The following is a 12,524-nucleotide window of genomic DNA, read 5'->3' as shown; positions in this document are numbered from 1 at the left end:
GTGGGACGGTCGGTTGCGTGGTGGTGGAAAATCAGGCGCGCTGAGCAAAGGACCAGGCCAGTTCGGCCATGGGGCGGGCGGTGTCGCCCGAGGCCTTGGCCTGGGCGCTGGAGGCCGTGCCGGCCTCGACGCGCTTGGCAATGCCTTGCAGGATGGCGGCGATGCGGAACATGTTGTAGGCCAGGTAGAAGTTCCAGTCGCGCTGCAGTGTGGCCACATCGGCAATGCCGGTGCGCTGGCAGTAGCGCTGCATGTAATCGTGCTCGGCAGGGATGCCCAGGCCCGCGATGTCCAGCCCCGCAATGCCGCGGCCCAGCTCGGCCGGGATATGCCAGCTCATGCAGTGGTAGCTGAAGTCGGCCAGCGGGTGGCCCAGCGTGGACAGCTCCCAGTCCAGCACGGCAATCACGCGTGGCTCGGTGGGGTGGAACATCAGGTTGTCCAGACGGTAGTCGCCATGCACGATGGAGACTCGTCCCTCGTCGCGTGCGCTGGCCGGCATATGAGCGGGAAGCCACTCCATCAGCTTGTCCATCTCGGGGATCGGCTGGGTGACGGAGGCCACATACTGCTTGCTCCAGCGGCCGATCTGGCGCTCGAAGTAATTGCCGCTCTTGCCGTAGTCAGCCAGGCCACGTTCGGCAAACTTCACGCTGTGCAGGGCCGCGATCACGCGGTTCATCTCGTCGTAGATCTCGGCGCGTTGCGCAGGCGTCATGCCGGGCAGGGACTGGTCCCAAAGCACGCGGCCTTCCATGAACTCCATGATGTAGAAGGCGCGGCCGATGACGGATTCATCCTCGCACAGCGCATACATGTGCGGCACGGGCACATCGGTGCCGGCCAGGCCCTTCATGACGCGGTATTCGCGCTCGATCGCATGGGCCGAAGGCAGCAGCTTGGCCACGGGACCGGGCTTGGCGCGCATCACATAGCTACGGCCGGGCGTGATCAGCTTGTAGGTGGGGTTGGACTGGCCGCCCTTGAACATCTCCACCTGCAGCGGACCTTCAAAGTCCTGGACATGCCGGCTCATCCAGTCGGTTATGGCATCGATATCAAACGCATGCTGGTCGGATACCGCGCGGGTGCCGACGAAATGCTCATAAGTGCTCATGTTGTCTCAGTCCTTTGTTCGATTTGTGATGGGCAAGGCGCAGCCCGCCACGCCGCACAAAAGTGCAGCGAGCAAACGCGTGAAAGGGGAGTGCTGCCGCAGAATGCGGCAAGAGAGAAACGAAGGTGAAAACTGGCGTGATTCCAGCCAGAGATGCCGAGCAAGAGCCGCCTCGCGGCGATGGCATCGTCCCCTTCCCGCAAGCGCAGCGAAGCGAGAGAGGGGGAAGCGGCGGGGCCGCCCCCGGCAAAGCCGCTCAGGGGGTGAATCAGTGATCCGTGTCTGCAATACGCAGCAGCGTCACCCGGTCGCGCACGATGAGGCCACCCGGCTCGATGCGAATGACCTCCTCGCGCTCCATGGACTTGAGTTCCTGGTTCACGCGCTGGCGTGAGGCGCCCAGCAATTGCGCCAGCTCTTCCTGCGCCAGATGCAGGCCGATGCGGATCTCGTTGCTGTCCGACAGACTCATCACGCCATAGCTGCGTGTCAGGTGCAGCAGCTGCTTGGCCAGGCGCGCTCGCAGCGGCAAGGTGTTGAGGTCTTCCACCAGGCCGTAGAGCTGGCGTACTCGGCGCGCATTGAGGCGCAGGATCGCTTCGGAAAACTCCACATGCTCTGCCAGAATGCGCCTGAAGTCCGCCTTGGATACGCACAGCAGCGTGGTCTCGCCATGTGCATAGGCGTCGTGCGTGCGCTTGTCGCCATCCAGAATCGCCACATCCCCGAACCAGATGCCCGGCTCCACATAGGTCAGCGTGATCTGCTTGCCCGTGATGGAGGTGGAGCTGACTCGCACCGCGCCACGTGCACAGGCAATCCACTCCTCGGGCGGTTCGCCGCGAGCGCAGATGAGCATGCCATCTTTGTATCGTTTGACGTAAGCGCATCGAAGAATGTCGTGCCGCAAAGAGGGCGAAAGGGATGAAAACCAGCGACCAGAGTTGATCGCCTCACGTTCTTCCATACTAAGAATTGGCTCGTCCATGTTCTGTCTTATGCGTGACTGGTAACCGCCCCATTGTCGCGTGTGGGACCGGCCATGCTGAAGCTGTGGGACTCAGGGTTGTCACCTGTGTGTCCGCTTTTACGGCGAATAGGGCTTGCGTCAATCAAGAAAACCCAGCAGCCATGCGGCCTGCGCAGCAGCGCTCCAGAAAAAAGCCCGCTGGCTGCGGGCATTTTTTCTGCTCATTTCCGGTGTTTTCTGTGCCCGGCAGACCAGGCTAGGCTGGAGTTTTGAATCTCTCAATGAAAATAGCCGCCGGCGCTTGTGCATCAAGCGCCGGCGGCTATTGAATGGGAAGTCGATGCGCTTCGATACGCTCAGGCTGCAGCCTGCATGCGTTGCAGCAGATGCTGGGCAGCGGCTTCCGGATCGGGGGCGTTGACCAGGGCGCGCACCACGGCGACCGAGCCCACGCCCGTGGCGCGCACGGCGGGGAACAGGTCTTCGGAAATACCGCCAATCGCCACCAGCGGGTACTGCTGCATCAGGCGCACATAGGCCGCCAGACGCGCCAGACCTTGCGGGGCCGTCGCCATCTTCTTGAGCGTGGTGGGGAACACCGCTCCCAGGGCGATATAGCTGGGCTGGACCGCATGGGCGCGCACCATTTCGGCATAGCCATGGGTGGACACGCCCAAGCGCGTGCCCGAGCTGCGGATGGTCTCCAGATCGCGCTGGCCGATCACGTCCAGATCTTCCTGGCCCACATGAATGCCGTAGGCGCCTGCGTCCAGCGCGGCCTGCCAGTGGTCGTTGATGAATAGACGTGCATGTGTGCCCTTGACGGCTTCAACAGCCGCTTTGACTTCACGGGCAATGGCAGCCTTGTCGTCGGACTTGAAGCGCAGCTGCACCGTGGGCACGCCCGCGCGGGCCATGCGGCCCACCCATTCGGCCGTGGGCAGCACGCCATAGAGGCCCAGCTCGCGCGGGCAATGGGCAAAGGCCTGGGCCGGGTCGGCCTTGCCGAGGCCGAAGTCGCGTGGGTCGTCGGGCCAGTGGGTGGCATCGAAATGATTGTTGCGCTCGCTCTGGCACTGCCAAGCCTGGGCCAGTGTCTCCGCATCCACGGCAATAAAGCCCAGCAGGCTGCAGGCCTGCAGTGCGGCCAGATAGGCGGGCTCGCCACGCAGCGCGGGTGGAACGGGCTGGGGAGTCAGCTCGACCGAGTTGGCATCATGGTGGAGCTGGGCACCAAAGTTGGCACTGTGCTGGTGGATGATGGCTTGCGCCAGGGCCTTGATTTCTGCGGAGTCCATGGTCCGGCCTTTATTCCTGATGCCAGAAAGGGGTGCCCAGCACGGGGGTGCTGGGCTGGGCGGCATTTTGCTCTGCCATGGCGCCTGCGCGCCAGGCGGCGTGACCGGCATTGACGGCATCGGAGAATGCGCCGGCCATGGCCACGGGGTCTTCGGACAGGGCCACGGCGGTGTTCAGCAGCACGGCGTCATAGCCCCATTCCATCACGGTGCAGGCGTGGGAGGGGCGGCCCAGGCCGGCATCGACGATCAGCGGCACCTTCAGGCGCTCGCGCAGCATCTGCATGGCATAGGGATTGACGGGGCCGCGGCCGGTGCCTATGGGCGCAGCCCAGGGCATGACGGCCTGACAGCCCACATCGACGAGCTTTTGGCACAGCACCAGGTCGTAGGTGGTATAGGGCAGGACCTGGAAGCCGTCCTTGATGAGGATGGAGGCGGCTTCCACCAGATTGAGCGTGTCGGGCTGCAGCGTGTAGTCGTCACCGATCAGCTCCAGCTTGATCCAGGGCGTGTCGAAGACTTCACGCGCCATCTGGGCCGTGGTCACGGCCTCCTGGATGGTCATGCAGCCTGCCGTGTTGGGCAGCACGGGCACGTTGAGCTTGCGCAGCAGCTCCCAGAAGCTGGCACCTGTCTCGGCGGCATTGCTGCCCTGGCGGCGCAGCGAGGCCGTGACCATGGCGGGCCTGGAGCGTTCTACAGCGGCTTCGAGAATCGCCGGCGAGGGGTAGCGCGAGGTGCCCAGCAGCAAGCGGCTTTCAAAACGCTGGCCGTAGAGAACCAGCGCGTCGTCGGTAGTTTTGGTATTCATGATTTATCTATATCTCTTGTCTTTGTACCGCAATGCGCGTGAAGCCCAGTGAGCCTCAAAAAGGCATGTGCCAAGTCAGTGACACCGAGCAAGAGCCGCCTCGCCGCGAGGGTGTCGTCCCCTGGGGGAAGGCGCGAAGTGACTCAGGGGGATTCATGTCTAGCCGCCTGTCACCGGAGAGATGACTTCCATCCTGTCGCCCTCATTGAGCGCATGGTCGGCGTACTGCGTCTTGGGCACGAACACCGTGTTGACCGCCACGGCAAACGGGGGCCTGGCCTGCATCTGCGCCAGCGCATCGGCCACGGTGGCATGGGCTGGCAGCTCGGTGGCTTGCTGGTTGAGAGTGATCTTCATGGCATGGAAACGGAAAATAAAGCGGGTGCTAAGTTAAACCTCTGCACGGCGGCGCTTGCGTGCGCCAGGGGTGCAAGTGCTGTGCGCCAAAGTTCGGGCTCGCAGTTCAGCCACGATGCACGGCGACATCGAACTCGCGCGCCAGTGGCGAGTCATTGTGGTCCAGCAGCTCCAGCACCACGTCCAGCATGGCGGGCGAGATCATGAAGCCGTGACGGTAGAGGCCGTTGACTTCCATGACACGTGGAGTCAGCAGACGCACGGCGGGCAGATTATCGGGCAGGGTGGGGCGGCACTGGGTGGCGATCTCCACTATGCGGCCTTCGGCAAAGCCGGAGTGAACGGTATAGGCCGCGCTCAGCAGCTCCAGCGTGGAGCGCACGCTGGCTGGCGACATATCGTCGGACTCGATTTCGGTCGCGCCAATCACGAACAGATGATCTTCCTTGGGCGCGATATAGATGGGGTAGCGTGGATGGATCAGGCGTGTGGGCCGCTGCAGCGTGACTTCGGGCGCATGGATGCGCACCACCTCGCCGCGAATGCCGCGCAGCTGCTTCCACTGGGTGCGGGCCCCCAGGCCCCGGCAGTCGAACACGAAGTCCGGCTGGCCAGCCTCGCCGGGGCGGAAGTCGCTGATTTCGCGTGGGCTGTCCCAGTGCAGCTTCACACCCAGCGCGGTGAGCTTGTCGACCAGCGCCGTCAGCAGCTGGCGGTTGTCCAGCTGGCCTTCGCCGGGCAGATAGACGGCCTGGTTGAAGCGTCCCTGCAGCGCGGGCTCGCAGTCCTGCAGTGCCGCGCCGGTCTTCTCCTGCATGGCCGGCAGGCTGGGGTTGATGCGCCGGTTTTTCTCCAGCAGGCCGAAAAAGCGCGCCGCGTCGCCCTGGTCCTGACGGTGCCAGAGAATCAGCGTGCCGTTTTGCTGCAGGAACACGTGCTGCTCAAGCTGGGCTATCAGCTCGGGCCAGCGCTTGAGCCCATGCTGGCCCATGCGCACCACGCCGGGCTCGGTAATGGCCGACTCGGCCAGCGGAGCCAGCATGGCGGCCGCCACGCGCGCGGCTGCGCCATCGCCTAGCGGGCCGTGGGCGTCATAGAGGTCGATGGCATGACCGCGCTGGGCCAGGGCCAGCGACAGCAGACGGCCCATGAGGCCGCCGCCGAGAATTGCGATCTTTGAAGAAGCTTGTAGCAATGACATGTGCAAATCGTTTTCCATCCGGACACAGGAACAGGGCCATGTGCAGGACAAAACGCGGCATGCCTTGCGGCTTGTGAAACTCCCCACGCCAGCATGACCTGGATCGGGTGCAGGGGGCACAGGGCACGGATGGTGCTCTGGTGCGCAGCCGGTGGCTGTCGCGGCCCCAGGGTGTTTCTCAGTCCACGCAGGCTGCTTGCCTGCGGGACACCCCTGTTTCGTCCGTTGGACATTACAGCACAACCGCAAACTGCGCGCATTGACCATGCGCATGGGCGATAATTTTTGCCATGACTGTGATTGCTTCATCCTCCATCCCCGGCGCCGCAAAAAAGCGCTATGCACGCGTGCTCTCCATCGCCGGCTCGGACAGCGGCGGTGGCGCCGGCATCCAGGCCGACCTCAAGACCTGCGCGGCTCTGGGCTGCTACGGCATGACGGCAATCACGGCCATCACCGTGCAGAACACGCTGGGCGTGACGGGCATTCACGGCATTCCGCTGGATACCGTGCGCGGCCAGATCGATGCCGTTGTGCAGGACATAGGCGTCGATGCCGTCAAGATCGGCATGCTGGCAACCCCCGATGTGGTGAGTGTGGTGGCGGATGCGATTCGTCGCCACGGGATCAGGAACGTGGTGCTGGACCCCGTGATGGTGGCCACCAGCGGCGATCGCCTGATCGTTCCCGAGACGGCTCAGGCACTGGTCCAGGAGCTGTTCCCTCTGGCGACGGTGATTACCCCTAATCTGGATGAAGCAGCTTTGCTGCTGGGTCGCAACATCGACGGCATTGGAGCGCTGGATGCGGCCGTGGCCGATCTGCTGGCCATGGGGGCGCCGGCGGTGTTGCTCAAGGGTGGGCATCTGAGCGGCGATCTGGTCATGGATGTGCTGGGCCGGCAAGGCCGGCAGGCAGGCGACTATCTGCGCCTGCAGTCGCAGCGCATCGTCACCCATAACGGCCATGGCACGGGTTGCACGCTGTCGTCGGCGATTGCATCTTTCCTGGCCCAGGGGCTGGAGCTGGAGGCCGCAGTGACCGAGGCGCGCCGCTATATTCTGGGCGCCATCGAGGCGGGAGCCGAGGTCTATACGGGCCAGGGCCACGGCCCCCTCAATCATGGCTATGCGCCGCGTGCACAGCTGATCGTCGAAGGCTGATTGCCGACGCCCGCAAAAAAGGCCTGCTGCTGCAGGCCTTTGGCTTTGGTGGGCCCGGGCTCGGGGATTACCAGCCCCAGACCAGATTCTTGGCCACCCAGCCGCTCTGGCCGTTGCTGCGCTGGACCTGGGCCCAGCTGCCTTGCTTTTTCAGCGTCTGCAGCACCTCATGCTGCTCCAGCTTGCCTACCCGGTTGTGCTTCTGGCCAGGGCCGGAGCGCAGATTGGCCGTGCGCGCCGTCACCACCATATGCGGGCTCTTGCTGGTCAGCGGGGCGTGGACCCAGCCCAGCGTGGACTCATAGTCCTTGACGCGCAGCCACTGGCCCTTGCGCTGGGTGACTTGCAGCGGGTAGCCCTTGCTCAGTTCCCAGAGGGTCGCGGAGCGGGTGTTGGGCTGCTCGCGCACATTCACGGTCTTGCCCTTGATGCTGACAAATTCCTGGGCTTGTGTGAGGGCCGGCAGCAGGCCGGCGGTGAGCGCGCCCAGCGCGATCAGGCTTGAAGTGGCGGCGGTGCGGATCCAGCGGTTACAAGGCACGGGGCAGATTCTCCTTTATCGATTGAAAACAGGCTGTAACCCTCATCGGACTTGCGTGGCTAGCTATAGTTCCTGTAGAAAGCTGACAGGGGCTGAACACCCGACAGCCATAAAGGAATGCCATGAACCAGCCAGTCCGCGCCCATGGGAGCGCCTCGTTGACTACCCGATTGACGCTTGCATTGACGGCTCTGGCAGCAGCGACGCTGCTGACCGCCTGCCAGAGTAGGGCGTCGGCGAATGCTTCGGCTGCAACACCTGCCGCTGCGGCGGCAAAAGCCGGGGACCTGCAGATGCTGGGCCAGCAATTGCTGGCCGCTGCCGCGCAGGGCGATGCCGTGACGGTGCGCAATCTGCTGGCTGACAACGCGCCTGTCGACGTGCAGGATGCCCGGGGCAATACCCCCTTGCTGCTGGCCACGGCGGCCAACCATATCGAGGTAGCACGATCGCTGCTGATGCATGGTGCCAGCCCCAATATCGAGAACCAGATGCAGGACAGCGCTTATTTGCTGGCCGGCGCGCAGGGCCGGCTGGAGATTGTGCGCATGACGATTTCCTATGGCGCCGATCTCAAGAGCACCAACCGTTATGGGGGCACGGCCCTGATTCCAGCCTGCGAGCGCGGCCATCTGGAAACAGCCCAGGCACTGATCGCCGCCGGCGTGAATGTGAATCATGTCAACCGGCTGGGCTGGACCTGTCTGATGGAAGCCGTGGTGCTCGGCGATGGCGGGCCGCGCCATCAGGCCATCATCCAGGCCTTGATCGATGCCAAGGCCGATCTGAACCTGCCCGACAAGGATGGGGTGACGGCCCTGGCCCATGCACGCCAGCGCGGGCAGCAGGCCGTGGTGCAGCTGCTGCAGGCGGCGGGCGCCAGGTAAAAAAACAGAAAAATGGCTGAATCGCCCTGTTAAAAGGCGTTTGTCGCTATTGAGTTTGATTTTTTCTCAGGCGGCAACGGAGCGCGGCTGCAGCTGGCGTGTGGCGACGGCCACCACAAAGGTCAGCGCCAGCGTGGGCAGGGCCGAGCCCAGGGCCGCGCTGACATAGGGCAGCAGGTGATAGAAGGCAATGCCCAGCACCCAGATGGCCACAGCATCCCAGCGCACGGCGGGCGCTTTTTGCATCAGCTCCACGGCATCGGTGCCAAAGGCCAGGCGACCGAGCATCACGCCGAACAGCGGCACAAAGCAGGAGCTGAGCAACAGCAGAAACGGCTCCAGGCTGTGCATGGGCAGCACCATGGCCAGCGCCGTGCACAGGGATGCGATCAGCAGGCCCCAGCGGCGAATACTCCAGCCCGGTAGCAGGCTGTGGGCCGACATGGCACCCGAGTAGGCATCGCCATAGGCGTTGTCCACCTCGTCGATCAGAATCAGCGACAGGGCGATCAGTCCGCCCTGGGCCAGCAGCAGGGCCGTGACCAGGTCTTCGCTGGGCAGGGTCAGGGCCACCAGCACGCCCAGGGAGTAGCACCAGATATTGGCCAGGGCAAAGCCGGTCCAGGCACCCGTCAGCGCGGACTTGCCGCTCTTGCCGTGGCGCGCATAGTCGGCCACCAGCGGCAGCCAGCTGATGGGCATGGCGATCACCAGATCGACGGCGCCGAGCATGCTCATGCCGCCGGCACCCTCGCGGGCCAGCAAGGTCCCGAGGCCGGTGGTGCCAGCCATTTTCAGGAATTGCCAGCTCAGCCACAGCAGCGAGGCAATCACCAGCGGCAAGGCCACGCGCGAGATGATGCGGCGCACCAGGGTGGTCATGGAGCCGCTCATCAGCAGCAGGATCACGCCGCCCCAGAGCAGCGTGGCCAGCCAGGGCCAGTAGGCAGCGCCCATGGTGCCGCCTTGTTTGCCCAGCGCCACGGTGGCGTCACGCATCACCACCAGCTCGAAACTGCCCCAGCCCAGCAACTGGATGATGTTGAGCACGATAGGCAGCCGTGCGAAGTGGCGGCCGTAGACGCAGTGCATCAGTCCGGCGCTGGACAGGCCGCTGTCGCAGCCCAGCTTGCCCACCCAGCCCAGCAGGCCGGCGCCGATCAGGGAGCCGATGCCGATAGCAACCAGCGCATGCAGCGGGCTGAGCGCGGGCAGCAGATAGGCGCCCATCTGCATGACCAGCAGGCCCACGCCCAGACTGAACCACAGCGAGGCATGGTCGCGCCAGGCAAAGACGCGCTCCTGCGCCGTCACCGGGGCCAGGGCCCGATTGGCCGATGTGGAAGAAGATGAATTCATGAATGCTCCGCCAGAAAAACGAAGCAGGGGCCGCATGGTTTGCACGGCAGGCCATCGAAGACATGGCGAGTCGCGGTCTGACACCTTGGACAGCTTCCCTGCGCGAGGATGATCTCGGGCAAGCGGCCGTCAAGAGACCGCTTGCGCAATCAGGTTCAAAGGGACTCTCTCAGCCCTGACCGGTCATGGTCAGGACACCCCCAGCATTGCTGCCTGCCTTGGGCTGCAGCGATCGCGATTGTGCCAGACATGCCGGGCCGGAGCAGGACTGCGGCGCGAAGCGGTGTTGCCAATGGTGTTGCAAATGCTTGCAAATCAGAGCGCCTGTCTTGACCCCGTTGGGCCTGCTGCTGCGTTTCAGCCTCCGACAAGTTTGTTTCACGCCGCTGTGGCTGTATCTTGAGGAGGCCTTGTCCATGCTGTCTGTCCGTATCGAACCCCGGGTTCCAGTTTTCTTGCTGTCGCGCGGCCGCCTACTGCGCGCTTCGCTGCTCTGTGCTGCCGCGATGGTCGCCGCTGCGCCGGCTTCGGCCTGGACGCGTGGCAACCACAAGCTGGCCCAGATCAGCATCGTCGAACGTGCCACGGGGCGGGTACTGCCCCAGTACAGTCACGAGGGAGAGCTGTGGGTGGTGGGTCGCCCCGGTGCCAACTATGCGGTGCGCATCCGCAACCTCGAGAGCCGACGCATCATGGGCGTCATCAGCGTCGACGGGGTCAATGCCATCAACGGCCGGGCGGCGAGCTCCCGCGCCGAGGGTGGCTATGTGCTGGATGCAGGCGACAGCTATGACGTGCGGGGCTGGCGCAAGAGCAATGACAACGTGGCTGCGTTCTACTTCTCGCAAAGCGATATGTCCTATGCCGCCAGAACCGGCAGGCCGCAGGATGTCGGCGTGATTGGCGTGGCTCTGTACCGTGAAAAGCTGCCCGAGCCGGCCAGATATCAAGGGCCAGTTTACGAGTCGGACGCCGCGAGCGCTGCATCGGCTGCCGAGTCTGCCGCGGCCGATAGTGCCATGCCGCAGGCCGCCAGCAAGAGCCGCAGCGCCGAGCGTCGTGCACCTTCGGCCTTGCCGGCCCCTTCACTGGGCACGGGCCATGGCACGGTGGAGCGCTCCCAAGTCACCCAGGTGGAATTCGAGGCCGACACCGACCAGCCCCGTCAGATGGTGCGTATCCGCTACGACAGCTATGCCAATCTGGTTGCCAGAGGCGTGATCCGCGAGCCTCGTCCACGGCCGTCCCAGCCGCGCGCGCCCAACCCCTTTCCCGGGGACAATGGCTTTGTGCCGGATCCACCCCGCAACTGAGTTGGTTGCGCTGTCGCCGGAATTTGCATAATCGCGGGCATGCTTGCACCGCCGCTTGCCCAAGCCCAACCCGCCGATGAAGCCCTGATGCGCAGCTATGCTGCAGGGCAGGCCACGGCTTTCGAGACGCTTTATGCCCGGCACAGCCTGCGTATGTGGCGCTATTTCTACCGCAATACGGGCGATGCGGCGCTGGCCGACGATCTGGCGCAAGACCTCTGGTTTGCTGTGGTGGACAGCGCCTGCCGCTATGAGGTGCGCAGCAAGTTCACGACCTGGCTGTTCACCATGGCGCATCACCGACTCGTCGACCATTGGCGCAGGCAGCGGCCGGGCACCAGCCTGTCGGCAGACACGCAAGAGTCCATGCGGCTGGCCGAAAGCCTGTTTGCAGCCTCGGGCTTCGAGCCCGAGCAGCAGCTCGATCGCCAGCTCATGGCTCAGGCCATTCTGGCTGCGCTGGCCCGGCTCCCGGCCGAGCAGCGCGAGTGTTTTCTGCTGCAGGTCGAGGCTGATCTGACGGTGGCTGAAATTGCCCAGACCACCGGCGTTGCCGAGGAAACGGCCAAAAGCCGCTTGCGCTATGCGCGCGCCAAACTGCGCGCCGCGCTGGAGGAACTGGCATGAATATGCACCCCGAAACCCCGTCTGGCGACCACAAGCCCGATGCGCTGCGCGAGCTCTACCACGAGGCCGTGTCAGAGGACCGTGGCCCCAGTGTGCAAAGCAGTGCCGCTGTTCTGGAGCGCGCGCGCCAGCGTGCGGCAGGTGTGGGGCAGCAGCCCTCGGAGCCGATGGGCAAGCCTGCCGCCAATGACCGCTTCTGGCTGCGTCATGCGCTGGGCGGAATGGCGGCCGTCGGATTGGTGGGCTGGCTGATGCTGCAGCATGCCGCCTGGTGGAGTGGGCCGGACAAGGGCAAGGAGGGCGAGCGAGATTCCAGGGCCGAAGCCGTGGCCCTGCCAGCTGAATCGCAGCCGGTTCCGGCTGCAGCAGATGCAGATCGTGCCGCCGTGGCGGAATTGGCACCGACCGAGGCGGCGCTGGCGCAGAAATCCACGGAAAAAAAGACTCGAACTATGGCAGAGAAAGCACCAGATGCCATGGATATGGAAGCATCTATAGCTGCATCAGCCCCTGTGTCGCGGCCAGAGGCTGATCCGGCCCCTGGTGCGGCAGCCTCTGCAAGCCTGGCGCGCTCCGCAAAGCCGGCTGCCAAAGAGCCATCCCGCAGCGATGAGGCCACACAACCTGCTGCCCCGGCGGAGGCCATGGCGCAGAGCTCCAGGCCAGGCGCGCAATTGCCGCTATGTCCCTTGAAGGCTGAGGTGCATCGCAACACGCAAGCTGCAAAAGAGGAGGCAGGCAAAGCATCTGGCATCGCAGGTAAGCCCCTGCATTGCCGCCCGCGAAAGCAGGGGGAAACGCAGATGGATGATGCCAATTCTGAGAAGAATGCTTCTAAATATATAGCGGATCCAGCACCGTGAGACAAAAAAAGCCC

General features: G+C 64.3%; 13 protein-coding genes and 1 riboswitch. Of the genes, 5 read left to right on the top strand and 8 right to left on the bottom strand.

Going from position 1 to position 12,524, the window contains the following annotated elements; translation table 11 throughout:
* Positions 1–31 precede the first annotated feature (31 nt).
* The 6 genes from NOX35_RS16720 to NOX35_RS16695 all read right to left on the bottom strand — a co-directional run bounded on the left by NOX35_RS16720 (position 32) and on the right by NOX35_RS16695 (position 5,757).
* A complete protein-coding gene (locus NOX35_RS16720; protein ID WP_256494069.1) occupies positions 32–1,117 on the bottom strand; it encodes a phosphotransferase in 1,086 nt (361 codons plus the stop codon).
* 268 nt (positions 1,118–1,385) lie between these two features.
* Positions 1,386–2,105, bottom strand: a complete 720-nt coding sequence (locus tag NOX35_RS16715) for a Crp/Fnr family transcriptional regulator (RefSeq protein ID WP_182283328.1) — start codon at positions 2,103–2,105, stop codon at positions 1,386–1,388.
* Positions 2,106–2,443: 338 nt separating this feature from the next.
* A complete protein-coding gene (gene thiE / locus NOX35_RS16710) occupies positions 2,444–3,385 on the bottom strand; it encodes a thiamine phosphate synthase (RefSeq protein ID WP_256494068.1) in 942 nt (313 codons plus the stop codon).
* 10 nt (positions 3,386–3,395) lie between these two features.
* Complete coding sequence (locus tag NOX35_RS16705; RefSeq protein ID WP_053281721.1) at positions 3,396–4,199, bottom strand: thiazole synthase; 804 nt, start codon at positions 4,197–4,199, stop codon at positions 3,396–3,398.
* 159 nt (positions 4,200–4,358) lie between these two features.
* The gene (gene thiS, locus NOX35_RS16700) at positions 4,359–4,556 is read right to left on the bottom strand and encodes a sulfur carrier protein ThiS (protein WP_182283326.1); all 198 of its coding nucleotides are present in this window, start codon (positions 4,554–4,556) and stop codon (positions 4,359–4,361) included.
* A 106-nt stretch (positions 4,557–4,662) separates the two neighbouring features.
* On the bottom strand, positions 4,663–5,757 hold the full coding sequence (locus NOX35_RS16695; protein ID WP_256494067.1) for an FAD-dependent oxidoreductase: 1,095 nt from the start codon (positions 5,755–5,757) through the stop codon (positions 4,663–4,665).
* Between the two features lie 63 nt (positions 5,758–5,820).
* A riboswitch (TPP riboswitch) is annotated at positions 5,821–5,982 on the bottom strand.
* A gap of 65 nt (positions 5,983–6,047) precedes the next feature.
* Here NOX35_RS16695 and thiD point away from each other — a divergent pair.
* Positions 6,048–6,920, top strand: a complete 873-nt coding sequence (thiD, locus tag NOX35_RS16690) for a bifunctional hydroxymethylpyrimidine kinase/phosphomethylpyrimidine kinase (RefSeq protein WP_182283324.1) — start codon at positions 6,048–6,050, stop codon at positions 6,918–6,920.
* A gap of 67 nt (positions 6,921–6,987) precedes the next feature.
* On the opposite strand, the gene NOX35_RS16685 is transcribed toward thiD, so the two are convergent.
* The gene (locus NOX35_RS16685) at positions 6,988–7,461 is read right to left on the bottom strand and encodes an SH3 domain-containing protein (RefSeq protein ID WP_256494066.1); all 474 of its coding nucleotides are present in this window, start codon (positions 7,459–7,461) and stop codon (positions 6,988–6,990) included.
* A 122-nt stretch (positions 7,462–7,583) separates the two neighbouring features.
* Here NOX35_RS16685 and NOX35_RS16680 point away from each other — a divergent pair, with 122 nt between their 5' ends.
* Entirely contained in the window at positions 7,584–8,348 is a 765-nt protein-coding gene (locus tag NOX35_RS16680; protein ID WP_256494064.1) for an ankyrin repeat domain-containing protein, read from the top strand.
* Between the two features lie 66 nt (positions 8,349–8,414).
* Here the strand turns inward: NOX35_RS16680 and NOX35_RS16675 are convergent, their stop codons facing one another.
* Positions 8,415–9,707: a cytosine permease gene (locus tag NOX35_RS16675; protein ID WP_256494063.1), complete on the bottom strand. Its 1,293-nt coding sequence runs from the start codon at positions 9,705–9,707 to the stop codon at positions 8,415–8,417.
* A gap of 416 nt (positions 9,708–10,123) precedes the next feature.
* On the opposite strand from NOX35_RS16675, the gene NOX35_RS16670 reads away from it, so the two are divergent.
* The 3 genes from NOX35_RS16670 to NOX35_RS16660 are packed head-to-tail and all read left to right on the top strand — an operon-like array spanning position 10,124 to position 12,510.
* Positions 10,124–11,020 (top strand): hypothetical protein, encoded by an 897-nt coding sequence (locus tag NOX35_RS16670; protein WP_182283321.1) that lies wholly within the window; start codon positions 10,124–10,126, stop codon positions 11,018–11,020.
* Positions 11,021–11,059: 39 nt separating this feature from the next.
* Positions 11,060–11,647, top strand: a complete 588-nt coding sequence (locus tag NOX35_RS16665) for a sigma-70 family RNA polymerase sigma factor (RefSeq protein WP_182283320.1) — start codon at positions 11,060–11,062, stop codon at positions 11,645–11,647.
* Positions 11,644–12,510: a hypothetical protein gene (locus NOX35_RS16660; protein WP_256494062.1), complete on the top strand. Its 867-nt coding sequence runs from the start codon at positions 11,644–11,646 to the stop codon at positions 12,508–12,510. The genes NOX35_RS16665 and NOX35_RS16660 overlap by 4 nt, the downstream gene beginning before the upstream one ends.
* Positions 12,511–12,524: the final 14 nt, after the last annotated feature.

The organism is Comamonas sp. C11, assembly GCF_024496285.1.
GTDB classification, from domain to species: domain Bacteria; phylum Pseudomonadota; class Gammaproteobacteria; order Burkholderiales; family Burkholderiaceae_C; genus Comamonas; species Comamonas testosteroni_F.
This window is presented reverse-complemented; position numbering and strand designations above follow the sequence as displayed.

What these genes read in the sequence shown, in the direction of transcription:
- NOX35_RS16720 (WP_256494069.1), bottom strand. Translation starts at nt 1,117, where the DNA reads ATGAGCACTTATGAGCATTTCGTCGGCACCCGCGCGGTATCCGACCAG.
- NOX35_RS16715 (WP_182283328.1), bottom strand. Translation starts at nt 2,105, where the DNA reads ATGGACGAGCCAATTCTTAGTATGGAAGAACGTGAGGCGATCAACTCT.
- thiE (WP_256494068.1), bottom strand. Translation starts at nt 3,385, where the DNA reads ATGGACTCCGCAGAAATCAAGGCCCTGGCGCAAGCCATCATCCACCAG.
- NOX35_RS16705 (WP_053281721.1), bottom strand. Translation starts at nt 4,199, where the DNA reads ATGAATACCAAAACTACCGACGACGCGCTGGTTCTCTACGGCCAGCGT.
- thiS (WP_182283326.1), bottom strand. Translation starts at nt 4,556, where the DNA reads ATGAAGATCACTCTCAACCAGCAAGCCACCGAGCTGCCAGCCCATGCC.
- NOX35_RS16695 (WP_256494067.1), bottom strand. Translation starts at nt 5,757, where the DNA reads ATGTCATTGCTACAAGCTTCTTCAAAGATCGCAATTCTCGGCGGCGGC.
- thiD (WP_182283324.1), top strand. Translation starts at nt 6,048, where the DNA reads ATGACTGTGATTGCTTCATCCTCCATCCCCGGCGCCGCAAAAAAGCGC.
- NOX35_RS16680 (WP_256494064.1), top strand. Translation starts at nt 7,584, where the DNA reads ATGAACCAGCCAGTCCGCGCCCATGGGAGCGCCTCGTTGACTACCCGA.
- NOX35_RS16675 (WP_256494063.1), bottom strand. Translation starts at nt 9,707, where the DNA reads ATGAATTCATCTTCTTCCACATCGGCCAATCGGGCCCTGGCCCCGGTG.
- NOX35_RS16670 (WP_182283321.1), top strand. Translation starts at nt 10,124, where the DNA reads ATGCTGTCTGTCCGTATCGAACCCCGGGTTCCAGTTTTCTTGCTGTCG.
- NOX35_RS16665 (WP_182283320.1), top strand. Translation starts at nt 11,060, where the DNA reads ATGCTTGCACCGCCGCTTGCCCAAGCCCAACCCGCCGATGAAGCCCTG.
- NOX35_RS16660 (WP_256494062.1), top strand. Translation starts at nt 11,644, where the DNA reads ATGAATATGCACCCCGAAACCCCGTCTGGCGACCACAAGCCCGATGCG.